Raw genomic sequence first — 17859 nt, 5'->3', positions numbered from 1 at the left:
CAAAACAGGCATCAGCCTATTTTGTCTTTTTTCACCTTCTGTAAACGCAAAGCATTAAGGACGACCGATACTGAGCTGAACGCCATGGCAGCGCCTGCCACCCATGGGGCCAGAAAGCCGGACGCCGCAATCGGAATGCCGATGCTGTTGTATCCCAATGCCCAGCCTAAATTCTGCTTGATGTTTCTCATGGTCAGCCTGCTCATGCCGATGGCGTCGGCAATGCCGTTCAGGTCACCGCGGATCAGCGTAATATCCGCCGCTTCCATTGCGATATCTGTGCCGGTGCCGATGGCCATTCCGATATCGGCCAGAGCCAGCGCCGGAGCATCATTGATGCCGTCACCGACCATCGCCACGCGCCGGCCTTCTTTTTGCAGCCGGGAAATTTCCGCTGCCTTTTGTTCGGGAAGCACTTCGGCGATCACGCTGCCGATGCCCGCGGCTTTTGCAATGGCTTCCGCGGTCTTTTTGTTGTCACCGGTCATCATGATGACGTCAAGCCCCATATCATTCAGGCGTTTCACCGCGGCCGGAGATGTGTCTTTGATTGTATCGGCGACTGCGATAAGCCCCGCCGCTTTGCCGTCTGCCGCAATAAGCATCACCGTTTTTCCTTCCGCCTCCAAACGGGCCATGTGAGGAAGCAGCGCCTCATGTTCGATGTGTTCTGATTCCATCAGCCGTCTTGATCCGGCTAGAATCGTTCTGCCGTCAGCCTCGGCGTATATTCCGGAACCGATCCGGGCTTGGAACCGGGTGATTTTCGGGATGGCAATCCCCCGTTTTTCGGCTCCTGACACGATGGCTTCTCCAAGCGGGTGCTCTGATCCCGTTTCGGCGGCCGCCGCCAGCCGCAGGAGTTCCTCTTCGTTCATTCCCGCTGCCGGTACGGCGTCTGTCAGAACCGGTCTGCCGTTTGTCACCGTTCCTGTTTTATCCAGTACGATGGTCGTCAGACGCTGTGTTTTTTCTAAATGCTCTCCGCCTTTAAAAAGAATGCCGAATTCAGCTGCGCGGCCGGAGCCCGCCATAATGCTCGTCGGAGTGGCGAGCCCGAGTGCGCACGGACAGGCAATGACAAGCACGGCGATGAATTTGCCGATCGCTTCAGAAAACTGTCCCGGCGCCGCCCATACATACCAAATGAGAAAAGTCAGCACGGCCAGCCCCAGCACAATCGGGACGAAAATGCCTGAAATGTGATCTGCGAGCCGCTGAATGGGGGCTTTTGATCCTTGGGCTTCTTCCACGATTTTAATAATGTGTGCAAGCGCGGTATCTTTCCCGACATTCACCGCTCTGATTTTGAGAAAGCCGTTTGCATTGATCGTCGCCCCTGTGACGGTGCTTCCGGGAGACTTATCAACAGGCATGCTCTCCCCCGTAATCATCGATTCATCAATTGCGGAATGGCCTTCAATCACTTCGCCATCGACAGGAACACGTTCTCCCGGTTTCACATATACGATATCCCCCGTCCGGACCTCGTCAATCGGAATCACCTGTACCTTCCCTTCCCGCTCAACCGCCGCCGTCTTCGCCTGAAGCTTCATTAACTTTTTAATCGCTTCTGATGAGCGGCCTTTCGCTTTCATCTCTAAAAGCTTTCCAAGCAAAATCAAAGTCAGCAAAATGGCGCTCGTTTCATAATAAAGCCCCTCTACATGTCCGTCTCGTCCGAGAGACGCAATCGTCATGTACAGGCTGTATGCGTAAGCGGCCGTCGTTCCGAGCGCAACGAGAACATCCATATTGGCGCTTTTGTTTCTCAGCGCCTTGTACGCTCCCATATAAAAAGGCCAGCCGATGACGAGCTGCACCGGGGTGGCAAGCGCGAATTGCAGCCACGGATCCATCAGGATATCCGGCATCCAGATAAAAGAAGTAAAAGAAAAATGGCTGACCATCGACCAGAGAAGCGGAAAGGAGAGAACGGCAGAAAATATCAGCCTGATCAGCTGCTTTCGCTGCTCTTTCTCCTTTTGGGATAATCCGCCGTCTTGGCCGTCCGCTTCCTTTTCTTCTAATCGGTAGCCGAGTTTTGCCACGGTCTCTTTCAGTTCTTTCGGTGTCACCTCTTTGGGGTTGTATTCAACGGAGACCGTTTCAAGGGCGAAATTCACCGGCGCGCCCACAACGCCCTCTGTTTTGTTCAGGCGCTTTTCAATCCGATTGGCGCAAGCGGCGCACGTCATGCCTTCAATCTGAAACTCGGCTTTTTCCGTCACAACATGGTAGCCGAGTTTTTCAATTTTTTCTTTTATGGCGCTTGCTTCGATTTTGTCAGGGTAATAGGAAACGTTTGAAGACTCAAGCGCAAGATTGACGGAAGCGTCATTGACGCCGTCCATTCGTTTCAGCCCTTTTTCAATTCTTGAAGCGCAGGCGGCGCATGTCATGCCTCCCACTTGAATGGTCATTTCTTTCGGTTCACTCAATGCCCTCACCTCTTCTCACGAACCCCCAGGGGGTATCATTTTCATAAAAGAAAACCGCGCCCGTTTCCGCAGCGCGATAAATCCTATACGACGTCATAACCTTGATCTTCAATCGCGTCTTTTATATCTGATACGGAGACTTTGTTCTCATCAAACGTCACATCCACCTGTCCGGCTTCCAATTTCACCTGAATCGCCGTCACTCCGTTCAGTTCTCCTACTCCGGTCTCTACTGCTTTGACGCAGTGCTGACATGACATGCCTTCGACTTGCAGTGTTTTTTGTTCCATGATGATTCCCTCCATGTCTTGTTTTTTCTTCTTCATGTTACCATACCCCTGCAGGGTATTTCAAAACATTTTATTTTACGATTTTGCGATTTTTTTCACAACATCAAGCAGCTCGGCAATCGCCTGCTCCCCGTTTCCGCTTTCAATGGCGCCGGCTACGCAGTGATGGGCGTGATCTTCCAGCAGATGAAACGCGACTTTCTGCATGGCCGCCTGTACGGCTGAAATCTGCACGAGAATATCCACGCAGTATCGTTCGTTATCCACCATATTCTGAATGCCCCTGACTTGGCCTTCAATCCGTTTCAGCCGGTTCAGGATCTGGTCTTTTTCTTTGGCGCTTTTATGATTTAACGATTGATGCTCGGTATGTTTGTCCATTTTCCACCTCGGTTTTTTTCTTCGTTATCTTCATTATACAGACTTGAAAATCCGGTGTAAAAAATTTTCAACACACAAGTTTTACCAGTACACCCGCGGGGTATATAATGTTATCACTTATCAAGAGGGGGAAACTCATTGAAAACGATACAAGTCGGCATATTGGGATATGGTTTGTCGGGTAAAGTTTTTCATGCGCCGCTTTTGGACGTCCTTGATGATTATCAGATCAAAAAAGTCATGACGTCCAGAACGGATGAGGTCAAACGTGATCTGCCGGGGGCTGAAGCCGTACGCGCGATTGAAGACATTACCGGTGATCCTGACATTGATCTCGTCATCGTCACGACACCGAGCGGAACGCATTATGAATCAGCGATGAAATGTCTTCTGGCGGGAAAACACACCGTCGTGGAAAAACCGATGACGGCGACTTCAGCAGAAGCGGAGGAGCTGAGAAGAACGGCTGAAAATAAAGGCGTCTTACTGAGCGTGTACCACAACCGGCGCTGGGACAATGACTTTTTAACGATACAAAAGCTGATTCGGGACGGGGCGCTTCAAGACATTCATACATATCAAGTCAGCTACGATCTATACAACCCGGTTGTACAGGAAAAATGGCGCGAAAAGAACGGACCCGCCACGGGAACGCTGTATGATCTCGGTTCACATATTATTGACCAGACACTTCTGCTTTTCGGAATGCCGGAATCCGTCACCGCACATGTGATGAAACAGCGGGACAACAGTGAAACCGTTGATAATTTTCTGGCCGCGCTCCATTACGGCAAACTTCAGGTCATTCTTCAATCCGGCTCCATGAATGCGGCAAGCGGCCCGCGCTATCAGATTCACGGACGGAATGCAAGCTTTATCAAATACGGAATGGATGGACAGGAAGATGCGCTTTCAGCCGGACAAAAGCCGATTGACGAGAGCTGGGGCGCCGATGACCCTGACAACTTCGGAGAACTGACAATCGCAGCGGATGAAAAACGGCATACAGAAACAATCCCCTCTGAGAACGGCTCTTACCTTACGTACTACAAACTGCTGGCAGACAGCATCTTAAACGGAAAACCGCTTCCCGTTACGGCAAAAGAAGGCATCGATGTCATCCGTGTCATTGAAGCGGCGATGAGAAGCAGCGAACAAAAACGGACGATTGCCCTTTAATATGAAAAACCTCCCAGCCGTACGGCGGGGAGGTTTTTTTTAAGATCAGAATGATTTTCCGGCTTCTTTCGCGCGGGTAATCGCATCTTCTTTAATTTGCTGTGCTTTATTCGGTTCAGCATTATGACCTTCAACGATTAATCCGTCGAAAGAAGGAACGCCGAAGAAGTTCATCATGATGCCGATGTAACGGTGGCCCATTTCCATGTCAGCCGCCGGCCCTTCAGAGTAATAGCCTCCGCGCGCCTGAATGTGGAGCGCTTTTTTGTCAGTCAACAGACCGATCGGGCCTTGCTCTGTATATTTGAATGATTTTCCGGCTACAGCCACAGAATCAAGGTACGCTTTCATAACAGGCGGGAATGAGAAGTTCCAAAGCGGTGTGACGAATACGTATTTGTCAGCTGACGCGAATTGATCGCTCAGCTCGTTCAGACGGCCGACTTTCGCTTTTTCGTTTTCAGAAAGCTCTTCAAAACCTGTGCCGGATTGAAGTTTTCCCCAGCCGCTGAATACATCCGCGTCGATATGAGGGATGTTCTCTTTGTAAAGGTCGATATGTACAACCTCATCATTCGGGTTTGATTCTTTATAAGAATCGATAAACGCTTTTCCTGTCGCCATGCTGTAAGATGTCTTTTCATCATGAGGATGAGCAGTGATATAAAGTACTTTTGCCATTGTAAACAGCCCTTTCGTTTTCAAATTACACACACATTTATTATGAAATATGAATGTTTTTTTATACTGATCAGTTCTGTAATAATTATAGTTACAAAAAAATCTTTTCGCAACAATAATATCTCGAAATCAGTGTATTTTTTTGAAAAGGCTGCAAGAAGTACCTCCAGCAAATCGAAAAAAACCCGCGTTAAGCAAATTTCGACCAAGAAAAGACCGATTTTGACCATGTTAAGCCTAAATCGGCTGTTTCATTTCAGACAGTTGTGTGGAATTTATCCATGCAAAATGTTCCTGCTCTTATATTAGAGACAAACGAATTCCGCTTCATACGTTCGAATTTATCACACTCTTTTATTGCAGGTCTGCTTGCCAGTTTAACAAATGCTTCATTTTCTGTTCTGTTTCACCTTCTTGGCGAGGTTGGTAAATGGTTAATTTTAGTTCAGGGGCATCGTACACTTGAAGAGTAATATGATCCATAATCATTTCTCCAACTAAAGGATGCAGCAGTGTTTTTTTGCCGCAAGGAGTACCTAGAACTTCATGTTTGGACCACCAATTACGAAACTCAGGGCTCTTATTGGTAAGTTCTTTAATGATATCTTTAAACCACTCATCACCGACAAAACGTGTATAGGCTAAACGAAATTGAGCAATCAAGCGTTGCGCATGATCTTCCCAATTAAGAAAGAGGTCTCGGTATTCTTTAGACGTAAAGCAACGCCAGACTGCATTACGATCTCGATCATTCATTTTATTAAAGTCACCAAAAACCACGGCAGCAGCTTTATTCCAGCTTACTATGTTCAATTTTTCGTCGGTTACATATGTAGGGCAGTATTCTAATTGACTCAATACATTTTTCAGGACGCTATTTACACTTTCAACGAGAGGTCTTCCCACCTTAGATAGCAATGGCCGATTTGCTAATAAAAATAGATGCTCTTTTTCCTCTTCATTTAACCTGAATACACGCGAAATAGCCTCCAATACGTCTGAAGATACCTGTATATCACGCCCTTGCTCTAACCATGTATACCAGGTTACTCCTATTCCTGCCAGCTGAGCTGCTTCTTCTCGGCGCAGTCCTTCTGTTTTTCTGCGCGGACCAATAGGTAAACCAAAGTCTTGAGGAGATAATCGCGCCCGTCGTGTTTTTAAGAAATCCCCTAGTTCTTTCCTTCTTTCTTTGTCACTTAACATGAACTTCTCCCCTTATAAGTAGTAGTTTTAATAATAGGATAAACACACTCCTATTCCCATTATAAACCTTCATCTATTCTAATAAATGAAGGAGGTGAGTTTTATGGTTTTCAAAAATAGGGCTGAGCCTTTCCCAAAAGGATTAGTTCTCCTCATGGCTGCAGCATGTGGTTTTACAGTAGCTAATGTCTATTTAAATCAAACGCTCTTAGTCAGTATGGCAAATACTTTTCACGTTTCTGAAAACTATATAGGAATTGTAGCAACTTTAACTCAAGTGGGATATGCATTGGGAAATCTTTTATTGGTACCATTAGGTGACATTTTTGAACGGAGAAAATTGATCCTAAGTTTATTATCTATTGTATGTATAATTTTAGCCGCAACTGCTTTATCAATGAATGTAACGTGGCTGATTGCAGCAAACTTAATTCTTGGATTTGTTACCATAGTCCCTCAAATTATTGTTCCTCTTGCTGCTAATTTAGCTTCAGAAGAGAACAGAGGAAAAGTGTTAGGGAATGTTGCCATTGGCTTAGTGTGTGGGATTTTAGGCGCTCGATTTATCAGTGGTTTTGCAGATTCCCATTTTGGATGGAGATCAATGTATTGGGCTTCTTTTGCTGGCACAATGATAATGATCATTTTAATGGCAATGTATCTTCCAAAAAGCAAAGGAAATCATGCAATGCAGTATAAAACATTACTTGCATCTTTAGGCCCGTTATTTAAAAAAGAAAAAGTGTTGCAAAAAGCTTGCCTGAGTCAAGGAATGATGTTTGGTTCCTTTAGTGCCTTCTGGACAACTCTTATTTTTTTATTAAATACTTCTCCGTATTCTTATGGGAGCACCGCGGCAGGTTTAATAGGTTTAGTGGGAATAGCTGGAGCCTTTGCAACTCCCATGATTGGCCGGGTGATCGATAAAAAAGGATCAAAATTTGCTAATACCTTATGTATGTTTATTTCTTTAATCGCTTTTCTGACCTTAATATTCTTAGGATATTGGTTACCGGGATTAATTCTTGGCGCACTATTAGTAACAGTTGGCACGCAAGCAAATCAAGTTGCTTGTCAAGCTGCTATCTTTCAACTATCTCCTGAAAAGAGAAGCAGATTAAATGGTTTATACATGGTATCTACATTCTTAGGCGGATCTTTAGGATCATATCTAGGTGTACTTGCTTGGAGCAAATGGCATTGGTATGGAGTATGTACAGTTGGGATACTCATGATAGGTATTGCTTTTAGTTCCTTATTTAGCTTACCTAAAAAAAGACCAGTAAAAAATAGAGAATTCGAGAAAGGAAGTCATATCTAATGTCTGAAAATACAGAAAACTACAAAAAGGGATTGGAAGTTCTATCAAAAATAGATCCGCACAACTATCAAAATATCGTGAACAGTTTTAAAGATTCAGCAGCACCTGACTTGGGAACTTTGGCTGTGGAATTTAATTACGGTCAAATTTTTTCCAGACCAGGATTAGATTTAAAATCCCGCCTTCTTGCAGCAGTTGCTGGTCTAACTGCTTTAGGAAATACAGAACAATTAAAGTTTTATATTAACGGAGCTTTAAATGTCGGATGGACCGAAGAAGAAATTGTGGAAGCTATGATGCAAATGTTAATTTATGCAGGCTTTCCTGTCGCATTAAATACCATTTTAACAATAGCTACTGAAGTATTTTCTAAAAGACGAAATCAGCTGTCAGCCAATTTATTGGAAGGAGAGTAAAAAATGATCATTGATAGTCATGCCCACGTAGTTCTACCTGTAGAAAAACACATTGAAATGATGGATTCAAGCGGGATAGATAAAACTATTTTATTCTCTACGCTTGTTCATCCAGAAAAAAGTGAAAGCTACGATGAATTTATTCAGGAAATGGATGTACTGAATCAAATTTTAAATAACGAGATAAACCCCCTAGAAGCACGAGTAAAAGCTCTAGAAGAATTAAGGGATGCTATCGCAAAATATCCTGACCGTTTTATTGGATTTGGATCAGTTCCCCTTTTAAGTTCCTCCGGAGAACTGCATGATTGGGTTGAGAAGATTGTAAAAGATTATAAAATGAAGGGACTTGGAGAATTCACCCTTGGTTCAGGCCAAATTAAAATGCTTGAGCCTGTATTCCAGGCAGCTAGTGATTATAATTCCTTTCCGATTTGGGTACATACATTCCATCCACTCAATTTAAATGATATTCAGGAATTGTTCGCTTTAACTCGTAAATATCCCACTGTCCCTGTAATCTATGGCCATTTGGGAGGGATTCATTGGCAGCAAGTTATTGCATTAACAAAAGAAACAAAGAACGCCTACCTGGATATTTCTGCATTTTATACAACCTATGCATTATCTTTGGCTATAAAAGAACTCCCAGAGAAAACTTTATTTAGTTCTGATTTTCCATATGGTGATCCATTCCTAAATAAGTTGGCAGTTGAACGCCATGCTTCAAGTGAAGAAGTCGTACAACGAGTACTAGGCGGAAATATTGCTAACCTCTTAAAGATTTAACTTATTTTTATAACAATTTCTTAGGGAATATAAGTTTGAAGGATTGCATTCAGCAGGTTTTCATTCCTTACGTCTTTTAAATAATAAAGAGCCGATTTACTCTTAACGGGGTAAATCGGCTCTTTTCTTATCCAAAATGCTGGCGGGATCCCTTTAATGACGGGAATGACAAGCAGCGGAAAAAGCAGAAACATTTAGTTTCTGCTCAAAATCGGATTTGATTTACAGACCGGAATATCCAATCCGAGATTCCCCCGCAGTGTATCGGCCGGATAGCTTTTTCGGTACAGCCCCTTTTCCTGGAGGATCGGTATGACTTGATCCACAAAGGCTTCAAGCATGCCCGGGATGTCAGAATGAATAATAAATCCGTCCGCCGCTTCCCGCTGAAACCATGTTTCTATTAATGATGCCACACGTTCCGGTGTCCCGATAAAGTTGGTTCGCGGAAATGCGGCTTCGCGCGCCACTTGACGCAACGTAAGATTCCGGGCTTTCGCCTCCCTTTTGATACGGTCTGTCGTGCTTTGAAACGCGTTTTTCCCGACGTCGCCCAAATCAGGGAACGGCTCATCCAGCGGAAAACGGCTCAGATCATAATCGTCAAAAAATCTGGCCACATATTTAACGGCGTTCTCTATCGGAATCAGCTCGGCGAATTCTTGGTATTTCGCTTCCGCTTCTTCTTGTGAGCCGGCTATAATCGGACTGATTCCCGGAAAAATCCGCAGCTTGGAAGCGTCCCGGCCGTAATCCGCCGCCCGCTTCTTCACATCATCATAAAAAGCCTTCGTTTCCTCAAGTGAATTGGAGTGCGTAAAGACTGCATCTGCATTCCTCGCGGCAAACGACCGGCCGGTTTCTGAAGACCCTGCTTGGAATACGACCGGCTCTCCCTGTTTGGACCGGCCGATATTCAGCGGGCCCTCCACTTGAAAATACTCGCCTTTGTGATACAGGCGATGCAGTTTGTCAGGGTCAAAAAACTGCCCGGTTTCTTTGTTGCGGACGAAGGCATCTTCTTCCCAGGAATTCCACAGACCGCGCACCACGTCCACATGTTCCTGGGCGATGGCATAGCGCCGGCTGTGGTCGGGAAGGCTTTCTTTGCTGTGATTGCGCGCGGCTCCCGCCTGCGGAGAGGTGACGAGATTCCAGCCCGCCCGGCCGCCGCTGATATGGTCAAGAGACATCAGCTGTCTTGCGATGGTGAACGGCTCAGTGAACGATGTGGAAAATGTGCCGATTAAACCAAGATGGGTTGTAGAGGCGGCAAGCGCCGATAAAATAGTGATCGGCTCAAACCGATTTAAGAAATGCGGGATGGACTTTTCAGAAATGAACAAGCCGTCCGCAATAAAAGCAAAGCTGAACAGCCCTCTTTCAGCAGTCTGCGCTTTTTGCCCGTAAAACGCCGCATTCGTGCTTGCTGTCGGATCGGCGTCGGGATGACGCCAGCCGTCCGTTGTGCCGCCGACACCGTGAATCATGGCTCCGAATTGAATAAGATCCGTCCGGCTCATTTTCTCTCCCCCTTTTTCCCCTCGTAATCGGCAAGCGCCCGTTCTACATGTTCAATGCCGACTTGAGTAACGGCCTGATACACACGGCTGTCACCGCTGCCGATTTCAACGACGGGGACATGACGGATGCCGTATTTCATCTGCAGCACGTCACGCAATTCGTCCCGCTCTGTCACATCAATTGTTTCGTATGCAACGGCTTTTTCCCGCAAATATCCTTTCACTTCATCGCAATAGGAGCAGCCCTGTTTGCTCCAGACCACTAAGTTTACTTCATGACTCATGTTCATCCCTCCTATAATTGTGGGGCCGGCTGCACCGCTTCGCTTAACAGCCGGTAAGACAATCGTTTTTCCTCAGCGTTTTTGATAGGCGACAAAATCACAAAATCAGTAATGCTGTACTGAACGGATAATCGTCGCAGCTCGGCGGCAGTCTCTTCTTTTGTCCCGGCAATCACACCCGTCTTTTGTGTAATCAGCTTATATGGCTGCATGACTTGTTCAAGAAACGCTTCCGCTTGTTCCCGGGAACCGACATTCACCTTTTTGCCGTCTTCGAGAATGATTTTGACCGACTCACGCGATACGACGTGTTTTTCCGCTTCTGCTTTTGTATGCGCGGTAAATACCATCGGCGCAAGGTGAAATTCCGCCTTCGATCCTTTCGGCAGATGCTCGTCAAAGGCGTGGCGCGCTTTTTCTAACGCAGCCTCTTCACCGTTTATGAAATAGGCGAAAACGAAGGAAATGCCGAGTTTGGCCGCGGATATCGCGCTTTCCGCGCTGCCGCCGAGCAAAAAGATGTCAGGCGCATACTCAGTATGCGGCGTCGGCCGCAATGACGCGTAGCGGTGCGAGTCCGGAAAATCATTTCGGATGAAATGAGTCAGCTCCTCAAGCTTATCTTCAAATAAACGTGCGGGCTGGATAAGCTCCCGCTGCAGCGCATCGGTTGACAGCTGAAATCCGCCGGGCGCTTTGCCGACACCAAGCGCCACACGGCCGGGAGCAAGAGCGGACAAAACCCGGAACTGCTCCGCCACTTTATAAGGACTGTAATGCTGCAGCATCACCCCGCCGGATGCGAGACGGATTTTTTTCGTGCTTGCGGCAAGATACCCCAGAACAATTTCCGGCGCTGATCCCGCTATCTCTTCATTGTTATGATGCTCCGCCGCCCAGAAACGGTCATATCCGTATTGTTCAGCCTCCTGAGCCAATTTCACCGTTTGCCGCAAGGCTTCTTCTGCGGTTTGGTTTTCCGCGGTGACACTTTGGTCTAAAATGCTTAAACGAATCATACGACAGGCTCCTTTATGCGCTCTTTTATGTCATAACCGTAATCAGGCAGCACGCGGCGGAGGAACTTCTTCGTTCTTTCTTTTTTCGTCTTGTAAAAGACTTCCTCAGGCGTTCCTTGTTCCACGATTGCTCCTTCATCCATAAACACAATTCGGTCGGACACTTTTCTGGCGAATTCCATTTCATGTGTGACAATGATCATGGTGGCGCCGGTCCGCACAATGTTAAGCATCACCTCGAGCACCTCGCCGACAAGCTCCGGATCGAGGGCTGCGGTCGGTTCATCAAACAGCATCACATCAGGATGAATGGCAAGCGCCCTGGCAATTCCGACCCGCTGCTTTTGTCCTCCCGACAGCTGATTCGGATAGGCGTGCAATTTATCCTGAAGCCCCACCTTGGCCAGTTCCCGCTCGGCAATGGCGTACGCATCTGTTTTTTTCATTTTCCTTGCGACCGTCAGGCCTTCCATAACATTTTGAATCGCCGTTTTATGCGAAAACAAATGATATTGCTGAAAAACCATCGCCGTCTGTTTCCTCAGTCTGAGAATGTCTTTTTTGGCAGGCTTTTTGCAGTTAATGACTTCACCGTGCAGCGAAATGGCGCCCTCATCCGGCCGCTCAAGTAAATTAAGGCAGCGCAGAAAAGTGGTTTTCCCGGAACCGCTCGGGCCGATGATGGTCACGACTTCTCCTTTCCGGACACTTAAATTGATCCCCTTTAGCACGTGATGACTGCCAAAATGTTTCTGAATGTTTCGGATTTCGATCATAATGCGCCTCCTTGATATCTGGCTGCCCTTTTTTCCGCCAGACTGTTTACAGCTTCGAGAATCACCGTTAATCCCCAATAAATCACGGCCGCCCCGATAAATGCTTCCAGAAATGCATAGTTATCGGATGCCGCAATCGTCGCCGTTCCTGTAATTTCAGGCACCGCAACAATGGCCGCGATGGAAGTGGTATGCAAAAAGCCGATGCCTATGTTGGTGAAGTTCGGCAGCGATATCATGAACGCCTGCGGCAGAACCACACGCCGAATCATCTGGCCCCGCGTCAAGCCGATTGAATATGCCGCCTCCGCCTGCCCCGTATCGACGGCCATGATCCCGGATCGGAGAATTTCCGTCATATAAGCGCCTGCCGTTAATGACAGTGCCATGATGACAAACACGGCGACCGGAATCTGATTGGCCGACCAGCCGAGATGAAACGCGCGGCTGAATTGATCGGCAATCAGCGGAACCCCTAAATAAATCAGCATAATATGGAGAATCGCCGGGGTGCTGCGGAAAAAAGACACGTAAAACGCTGAGCAGGCCAGCAGCCATTTGATGCGGAATATACGCACCGTGATATTGCCGAGAGCTATGAAAAATCCGGCAATAATCGGAATGACCGTCATCGCCAATGTAAGCGGAACGGTTTTCATCATTTGTTTGATCGCAGTGCCGATAAATGGAATGTCCAGCTCCACTGTTCTCCCTCCTTTTCAGCCGTGCGCGCTCATGTCAAAAACCGTCACAAGGCGCGTCTCATCTTTCTTGATTCGTTTTTCGGCCCATCTGAAGACACATTCAAATAAAAGGGCGGCCGCATAATACAGAACAGAAAGCGAGATATACACTTCTAAAGAATGATTGCTCGATGTAATCAAGGTCTGTCCTCTGCCCGACATATCCATCACCCCGATCGAAAAAGCGAGTGATGTATCTTTTAAGAAACCGATCACCATATTTCCGATGTTGGGAAAGGCCTGCACAAGCGCCTGCGGCAGAATGATGCGCCGGAATGTCTGCCCCCCGTTCAGCCCGATGCTGAAAGCCGCCTCCGCCTGCCCGCGGTCGACGCTGTTCACACCTCCCCTGATGATTTCGGCCGCTCTTGCCGCGCTGCTCAGCGCATACGTGGCGATGGCCGCATACAAAGGGTCCATTTTGGAGGTATCAATCCCGGCGAGCGCCGTGAGCGCCGGAATACCGTAAAATACAATGAACAGCTGCACCATGATGGGCGTTCCTCTGAAAAAAGAGATATACAGCTTCGCAAACTGATTCAAAACGGGAATGCGATAGATGCGGGGCAGCGCCAAAAGCAGCCCCAATAGAAAGCCGAACAGCAAAGACACCGCCAATATATACAGCGTGACGGGCAAATAACCGAGCAATGTCGGCACAAAGGACGCGATCATACTGATATCAAACGCTTTTTCCATTGCCGATCCCTCTCTTTTTCACTTAATATTGCTCCTTTGAATAATCCGCGCCGAGCCACTTTTCACTCAGCTTTTTAAGCGTGCCGTCATCAATGATTTCCTGCAGGGCGTTATCAATGTCATCACTCAGCGTTTGTTCATTTTTGTTAAACATAAAGAACACTTTGGCATTTGACAGCACCCCGCCGACCGTTTTTTCTTTGATCGCGCTCGTTTTGTTTTGGAAATCGACGGCAAACGGCGTAGAAATCGTCGCATCGGCGCGGCCGGATTTCAGCTGATTGGCCGCATCGTTGGAGCCTTGGCCGGCATAAGCGATTTCAAACGGACTGCCGTGTTTTTCATTCCATTTTTTCAGCACAAGCGCGCCGTTTGACGTCGGACTTGTAATGACCCGCTTTCCTTTCAAGTCCTCAATGCCGTGAATGTTCCCGTTATCTTGAAGCACCGTGATTTTCAGCGGGAAGTTGTTATACGCGACTTGATTGAACAGAAATTTAATCTCCCGTTCGGCGCTTTTCTCTATTTGATGGGCTACCATATCGACTTTATGCTGGCCGAGGCTGACAAGCAGGTTGGAGAAATCCATCGTTTTAAAAGTGAAACGATAGTCCGGCAGGCGCCTGTCAAGCTCTTTCACCAGCTCAACGTCGTAGCCCGTCAATTTGCCTTTATCATCAATAAAGCAAATATTCGGAAATTGAGTGCCGGTGCCGACCGTAATGTTCTTCACGTTTTTCTGATTTCCTGATGCCGCCTCCCCGCCCGCGCCGCAGGCTGATAACGCCGCCGTTGCGGCAATTGTTAATGACATGACCGCCAATCTTATTTTCATGTGATCGCCCCGTTTTCTGCTTCAATTATTTCGTGAAACTTGATTTTGAATAATCCGCGCCGAGCCATTTTTCACTCAGTCTTTTCAATGTGCCGTCCTTCTCAAGCTTTTGAATCGCCCGATCCGTATCGTCCGCCAGGGTTTGGCTGTTTTTATTGAACATAAAATACACCTCGGTATCCAGCAGCACATCACCGACCGTTTTTTGTTTGAACGCGTGCGTCTTATTTTGAAAATCGACGGCAAACGGCGTGGATACGGTGGCGTCAGCGCGTCCCGTCTCCATTTGGTTTGCTGTATCATTGCTGCCCTGCCCGGCGTATTTCAAATGTATCGGGCTGCCGTGGGTTTTGTTGTATGCCGTCATATAATCCGCCGCGTTTGACGTCGCGCCGACGATGACGGTTTTCCCTTTTAAATCCCGGAGCGTGTGTATCGCGTCATTATCCGCCTTCACCGTGATGTACATCGGCGAGTAGTTATACGGGATTTTGTGATACAAAAAGCGTTTCTCCCGTTCCTTATTTTTCGCCATATTGTGCGCGATCACGTCAATTTTCCGGTTTCCTAGACTTGTAAGCAGATTCGAAAAATCCATCGTCTTAAAGACAAATTTGTATTGCGGCAGCTGTTTATCAATGGCTTTTATCACTTCAATGTCATAGCCGGTCAGCTCGCCTTTTTCATCCATAAAAGCAATGTTCGGAAAATCAGTTCCCGTGCCGACAATGACGGTCTGCACGCCGCTCCCCGCTTTTGTGCTTTCTCCTTGCCCGCACCCGGCCAGCACGCCGAGCAGCAGAAGCAGACAGCCGGCTCTGATCCGTTTTTTTATCATTGCGCCCAGCTCGGTGTGCCTAACAGCGACGCGTCAAACCGCTCCGGTATGAGCACCTTTCTCATCATGACTCCGATGTCTCCGTCTTTCTCCTGCTCAAAATACACTTCATACCCCCTCCGTCTGTACATATCTACAAGCCAGGGATGCTTGCGCGCCGAAGTGCCGAGCGTGATGGCCGGGGCCTTCAGCGTATCCCGCAGCACGTGTTCCTCCACATAAGTCAAAAGTTTGCTGCCGATGCCCTGCCCCTTCAGCTCAGGAAGCGTTGCAAACCACCAGACAAACGGATATTTTGACGGAGGCGTGTCACTCTCCCACGGAAAACGGATCGTAATGGTTGAAAGAAGCCGTCCGTCCCGTTCGAGCACGACGGCTGAATGATTTTCAATATTTTCTGTTACCATATCGATGTCGGCCCGCGCCGACGGCCAGTCAATCTCCAAATTGCGGATCGGCTGAAACGCGCTGTACAGCAGCTCTAAAAACTCCGGCGCATCCTTTTTCTCAGCCAATCGAAATATGTCTTCACTCATTTCGGTCACTCTCCCTGCAAAAATATATAATTCCAATTTGTTTACTAAGCTTTGATTGTTTATACTATAAAGCAAACTGATTTATTTGACTAATCAAAAAAAGTAAAGGAAAGGTTCAAGAAAATTAATGAACAGCCGGGAGGGGATTTCGTTGGAATTACGCACCATTAAAACGTTCCATACGATCGTACAGTCAGGCAGCTTTTATAAAGCCGCCGAAATTCTTAACTACTCACAGCCGACGATTTCAATGCGGATTAAACAGCTGGAACAGGATGTAGGCGCGCAGCTGTTTGAACGGGGAAAGAAGCTGAAGCTGACAAGGGCGGGGCGGCTGTTTCATGAGCGGGCCGGGCAGCTTCTCGCGCAATACGAGGTGCTTGACCATACTCTGGCCGACATCAGACAGGGGCAGGCCGGCCTTATTCAGATCGGCATATCCGAACCGACGGCAAGCCTGATCTTCCCTGCCGTGCTGCGGGGGTTTTTAGATGATTATCCTGACATGTCGGTCAATGTCAGCGTGGATGACGCCAATACATGCAGCCGCAAACTGCTGGAGGGCGCCATTGATTTTGCGGTATGCGGCGAGCCGGAGCTGATTCTGGAAAATTACTTCGATCCGTTTTTCCATGACTCGCTCAATGTCATCGTGTCCGACAGACATCCCCTTGCCGCCAAAACAAGCGTCAATCTCGAAGACTTAGAAAATGAATGCCTGATTTTTACGCCCGCCAATTGCCCGATCCGGATTCAAATTGAACAGCACCTGCAGCGGGCCATCGGCAGCCGCTATCGAAAAATGGAGCTGACCAGCAGCATGGCTCACCAATACTATGTCAGGGAAAATATCGGCGTCTCAATCTTTACGGCGACGGCGCACTCAGAACCGATCGAGGGCACGAAGGTCATTCCGATCCATAACTTAACAATTTCACCGCCGGTCGGGCTGTTGACAAACCAAAAAGAAGAGCATTTTGACTCCGCCACAAAAGATTTAATCAGCAGGATCATCAGCCGGTTTCAGCGTGATCCGCATTAAAAAAACCCCCGCTTTACGGGGGTTTTTTTACGTTCATATTATATAATGCTCCGCACCAAGCCGCCGTCGATCCGCAATGCAGATCCGTTAATGGCAGACGACAGCGGGCTGCTTAAAAAGGCGACAAAGTGAGCGATTTCTTCCGGACGGATCAACCGCTGAATGATCGACGTCGGACGATTCTCCTTCATAAATCGTCTCTCTCCTTCAGCCGCTGTCAGGTTTTCACCGGGATAAAGCGACTCCAGCATCGTTTCGACGCCCTCTGTTTTCGTGGAGCCCGGCATGACCGTATTCACCGTCACATTCGTCCCTTCCGTGAGCTCGGCCAGACTGCGTGACAGCGACAGCTGCGTCGTTTTCGTGGCGCTGTAGTGGGCCATTTCCTGAGAAGGCATGACGGCCGCTTCACTCGCGATAAAAATCACCCGCCCTTCCTTCCGTTCAATCATCCGCTTTGTATACCGGCGTGTCAGCCTCACGCCGCTCATGATATTCACCTCGAAAAACCGGAGCCACTCTTCGTCAGGAATATCAAAGTATTCCGCAGGTTCAAAGATTCCTAAATTGTTGACGAGAATATCCACATCCGGATACTGCTGAAAAATCGCCCCGCATCCTTCCGCCGTACCTAAATCAAATGCGGCCGGATAGAGACGGGCATCCGGCGTCTGTTTCTCTAGTTCCCGGATCGTTTCGTTCACCTTTTCTTCACGGCGGCCGTTAATGATCACGGCCGCACCTTCTGCAATCAGCGAAGCCGCAATCGCCTTCCCGATGCCTGACGTAGATCCCGTCACAAGCGCCGTCTTCCCTTTCAACTGCAAATCCATCATCCATTCCTCCCTATCGCAAGTCTC

21 protein-coding genes are annotated in these 17859 nt (G+C 47.7%); 5 read left to right on the top strand and 16 right to left on the bottom strand.

Annotation, left to right across the window (positions count from 1 at the left end; translation table 11 throughout):
• Positions 1–11: 11 nt before the first annotated feature.
• The 3 genes from BGM27_RS13630 to csoR all read right to left on the bottom strand — a co-directional run bounded on the left by BGM27_RS13630 (position 12) and on the right by csoR (position 3112).
• Complete coding sequence (locus BGM27_RS13630) at positions 12–2441, bottom strand: heavy metal translocating P-type ATPase (protein WP_020954316.1); 2430 nt, start codon at positions 2439–2441, stop codon at positions 12–14.
• A gap of 83 nt (positions 2442–2524) precedes the next feature.
• A complete protein-coding gene (gene copZ, locus BGM27_RS13625; RefSeq protein ID WP_007410011.1) occupies positions 2525–2731 on the bottom strand; it encodes a copper chaperone CopZ in 207 nt (68 codons plus the stop codon).
• A gap of 75 nt (positions 2732–2806) precedes the next feature.
• Positions 2807–3112 (bottom strand): copper-sensing transcriptional repressor CsoR, encoded by a 306-nt coding sequence (csoR, locus tag BGM27_RS13620; protein WP_003151723.1) that lies wholly within the window; start codon positions 3110–3112, stop codon positions 2807–2809.
• Between the two features lie 138 nt (positions 3113–3250).
• Here csoR and BGM27_RS13615 point away from each other — a divergent pair, with 138 nt between their 5' ends.
• Positions 3251–4291 (top strand): oxidoreductase, encoded by a 1041-nt coding sequence (locus BGM27_RS13615; protein WP_007410010.1) that lies wholly within the window; start codon positions 3251–3253, stop codon positions 4289–4291.
• 45 nt (positions 4292–4336) lie between these two features.
• On the opposite strand, the gene BGM27_RS13610 is transcribed toward BGM27_RS13615, so the two are convergent.
• Together BGM27_RS13610 and BGM27_RS13605 are read right to left on the bottom strand one after the other, a co-directional pair.
• Positions 4337–4972, bottom strand: a complete 636-nt coding sequence (locus BGM27_RS13610; protein WP_007410009.1) for an FMN-dependent NADH-azoreductase — start codon at positions 4970–4972, stop codon at positions 4337–4339.
• A gap of 354 nt (positions 4973–5326) precedes the next feature.
• Positions 5327–6178, bottom strand: coding sequence for a helix-turn-helix transcriptional regulator (locus BGM27_RS13605; protein ID WP_007410007.1), 852 nt, complete (start codon positions 6176–6178; stop codon positions 5327–5329).
• Positions 6179–6281: 103 nt separating this feature from the next.
• Here BGM27_RS13605 and BGM27_RS13600 point away from each other — a divergent pair, with 103 nt between their 5' ends.
• The 3 genes from BGM27_RS13600 to BGM27_RS13590 are packed head-to-tail and all read left to right on the top strand — an operon-like array spanning position 6282 to position 8704.
• Positions 6282–7499: an MFS transporter gene (locus BGM27_RS13600; protein WP_007410006.1), complete on the top strand. Its 1218-nt coding sequence runs from the start codon at positions 6282–6284 to the stop codon at positions 7497–7499.
• Entirely contained in the window at positions 7499–7915 is a 417-nt protein-coding gene (locus tag BGM27_RS13595; RefSeq protein WP_007410005.1) for a carboxymuconolactone decarboxylase family protein, read from the top strand. The genes BGM27_RS13600 and BGM27_RS13595 overlap by 1 nt, the downstream gene beginning before the upstream one ends.
• Before the next feature lie 3 nt (positions 7916–7918).
• Positions 7919–8704, top strand: coding sequence for an amidohydrolase family protein (locus tag BGM27_RS13590; protein WP_007410004.1), 786 nt, complete (start codon positions 7919–7921; stop codon positions 8702–8704).
• Between the two features lie 20 nt (positions 8705–8724).
• On the opposite strand, the gene BGM27_RS13585 is transcribed toward BGM27_RS13590, so the two are convergent.
• The 10 genes from BGM27_RS13585 to BGM27_RS13540 are packed head-to-tail and all read right to left on the bottom strand — an operon-like array spanning position 8725 to position 15957.
• Positions 8725–8898: a hypothetical protein gene (locus tag BGM27_RS13585; RefSeq protein WP_007410003.1), complete on the bottom strand. Its 174-nt coding sequence runs from the start codon at positions 8896–8898 to the stop codon at positions 8725–8727.
• Entirely contained in the window at positions 8899–10227 is a 1329-nt protein-coding gene (locus BGM27_RS13580; RefSeq protein ID WP_007410002.1) for an LLM class flavin-dependent oxidoreductase, read from the bottom strand. It abuts the gene before it with no gap.
• Complete coding sequence (locus BGM27_RS13575; protein WP_007410001.1) at positions 10224–10511, bottom strand: glutaredoxin family protein; 288 nt, start codon at positions 10509–10511, stop codon at positions 10224–10226. The genes BGM27_RS13580 and BGM27_RS13575 overlap by 4 nt, the downstream gene beginning before the upstream one ends.
• Before the next feature lie 11 nt (positions 10512–10522).
• The gene (locus BGM27_RS13570) at positions 10523–11530 is read right to left on the bottom strand and encodes an LLM class flavin-dependent oxidoreductase (protein ID WP_020954319.1); all 1008 of its coding nucleotides are present in this window, start codon (positions 11528–11530) and stop codon (positions 10523–10525) included.
• Positions 11527–12306, bottom strand: coding sequence for an amino acid ABC transporter ATP-binding protein (locus BGM27_RS13565; RefSeq protein ID WP_007409999.1), 780 nt, complete (start codon positions 12304–12306; stop codon positions 11527–11529). The genes BGM27_RS13570 and BGM27_RS13565 overlap by 4 nt, the downstream gene beginning before the upstream one ends.
• Positions 12303–13010 carry an amino acid ABC transporter permease gene (locus BGM27_RS13560; RefSeq protein WP_007409998.1) on the bottom strand — a complete coding sequence of 236 codons (708 nt, stop codon included), beginning with the start codon at positions 13008–13010 and terminating at the stop codon, positions 12303–12305. Before BGM27_RS13560 ends, BGM27_RS13565 begins: the two co-directional genes overlap by 4 nt.
• Positions 13011–13025: 15 nt before the next feature.
• Positions 13026–13748 carry an amino acid ABC transporter permease gene (locus BGM27_RS13555; protein WP_007409997.1) on the bottom strand — a complete coding sequence of 241 codons (723 nt, stop codon included), beginning with the start codon at positions 13746–13748 and terminating at the stop codon, positions 13026–13028.
• A 22-nt stretch (positions 13749–13770) separates the two neighbouring features.
• A complete protein-coding gene (locus BGM27_RS13550; RefSeq protein ID WP_007409996.1) occupies positions 13771–14583 on the bottom strand; it encodes an amino acid ABC transporter substrate-binding protein in 813 nt (270 codons plus the stop codon).
• Between the two features lie 25 nt (positions 14584–14608).
• Positions 14609–15421 carry an amino acid ABC transporter substrate-binding protein gene (locus tag BGM27_RS13545; RefSeq protein WP_007409995.1) on the bottom strand — a complete coding sequence of 271 codons (813 nt, stop codon included), beginning with the start codon at positions 15419–15421 and terminating at the stop codon, positions 14609–14611.
• The gene (locus BGM27_RS13540; RefSeq protein WP_003151702.1) at positions 15418–15957 is read right to left on the bottom strand and encodes a GNAT family N-acetyltransferase; all 540 of its coding nucleotides are present in this window, start codon (positions 15955–15957) and stop codon (positions 15418–15420) included. Before BGM27_RS13540 ends, BGM27_RS13545 begins: the two co-directional genes overlap by 4 nt.
• A gap of 151 nt (positions 15958–16108) precedes the next feature.
• Between BGM27_RS13540 and BGM27_RS13535 the strand changes: the two genes are divergently transcribed.
• The gene (locus BGM27_RS13535; protein WP_007409994.1) at positions 16109–16999 is read left to right on the top strand and encodes a LysR family transcriptional regulator; all 891 of its coding nucleotides are present in this window, start codon (positions 16109–16111) and stop codon (positions 16997–16999) included.
• A gap of 38 nt (positions 17000–17037) precedes the next feature.
• On the opposite strand, the gene BGM27_RS13530 is transcribed toward BGM27_RS13535, so the two are convergent.
• Positions 17038–17832 carry an SDR family NAD(P)-dependent oxidoreductase gene (locus BGM27_RS13530; RefSeq protein WP_020954320.1) on the bottom strand — a complete coding sequence of 265 codons (795 nt, stop codon included), beginning with the start codon at positions 17830–17832 and terminating at the stop codon, positions 17038–17040.
• Between the last annotated feature and the right edge of the window lie 27 nt (positions 17833–17859).

The sequence above is a fragment of the Bacillus sp. FJAT-27001 genome (assembly GCF_019039175.1).
GTDB lineage: Bacteria > Bacillota > Bacilli > Bacillales > Bacillaceae > Bacillus > Bacillus velezensis.
This window is presented reverse-complemented; position numbering and strand designations above follow the sequence as displayed.

Excerpts from the sequence above, each read along its gene's own strand:
- copZ (WP_007410011.1), bottom strand. The coding sequence starts at position 2,731 with ATGGAACAAAAAACACTGCAAGTCGAAGGCATGTCATGTCAGCACTGC.
- csoR (WP_003151723.1), bottom strand. The coding sequence starts at position 3,112 with ATGGACAAACATACCGAGCATCAATCGTTAAATCATAAAAGCGCCAAA.
- BGM27_RS13610 (WP_007410009.1), bottom strand. The coding sequence starts at position 4,972 with ATGGCAAAAGTACTTTATATCACTGCTCATCCTCATGATGAAAAGACA.
- BGM27_RS13605 (WP_007410007.1), bottom strand. The coding sequence starts at position 6,178 with ATGTTAAGTGACAAAGAAAGAAGGAAAGAACTAGGGGATTTCTTAAAA.
- BGM27_RS13600 (WP_007410006.1), top strand. The coding sequence starts at position 6,282 with ATGGTTTTCAAAAATAGGGCTGAGCCTTTCCCAAAAGGATTAGTTCTC.
- BGM27_RS13595 (WP_007410005.1), top strand. The coding sequence starts at position 7,499 with ATGTCTGAAAATACAGAAAACTACAAAAAGGGATTGGAAGTTCTATCA.
- BGM27_RS13590 (WP_007410004.1), top strand. The coding sequence starts at position 7,919 with ATGATCATTGATAGTCATGCCCACGTAGTTCTACCTGTAGAAAAACAC.
- BGM27_RS13585 (WP_007410003.1), bottom strand. The coding sequence starts at position 8,898 with ATGTTTCTGCTTTTTCCGCTGCTTGTCATTCCCGTCATTAAAGGGATC.
- BGM27_RS13580 (WP_007410002.1), bottom strand. The coding sequence starts at position 10,227 with ATGAGCCGGACGGATCTTATTCAATTCGGAGCCATGATTCACGGTGTC.
- BGM27_RS13575 (WP_007410001.1), bottom strand. The coding sequence starts at position 10,511 with ATGAGTCATGAAGTAAACTTAGTGGTCTGGAGCAAACAGGGCTGCTCC.
- BGM27_RS13570 (WP_020954319.1), bottom strand. The coding sequence starts at position 11,530 with ATGATTCGTTTAAGCATTTTAGACCAAAGTGTCACCGCGGAAAACCAA.
- BGM27_RS13565 (WP_007409999.1), bottom strand. The coding sequence starts at position 12,306 with ATGATCGAAATCCGAAACATTCAGAAACATTTTGGCAGTCATCACGTG.
- BGM27_RS13555 (WP_007409997.1), bottom strand. The coding sequence starts at position 13,748 with ATGGAAAAAGCGTTTGATATCAGTATGATCGCGTCCTTTGTGCCGACA.
- BGM27_RS13550 (WP_007409996.1), bottom strand. The coding sequence starts at position 14,583 with ATGAAAATAAGATTGGCGGTCATGTCATTAACAATTGCCGCAACGGCG.
- BGM27_RS13545 (WP_007409995.1), bottom strand. The coding sequence starts at position 15,421 with ATGATAAAAAAACGGATCAGAGCCGGCTGTCTGCTTCTGCTGCTCGGC.
- BGM27_RS13540 (WP_003151702.1), bottom strand. The coding sequence starts at position 15,957 with ATGAGTGAAGACATATTTCGATTGGCTGAGAAAAAGGATGCGCCGGAG.
- BGM27_RS13530 (WP_020954320.1), bottom strand. The coding sequence starts at position 17,832 with ATGGATTTGCAGTTGAAAGGGAAGACGGCGCTTGTGACGGGATCTACG.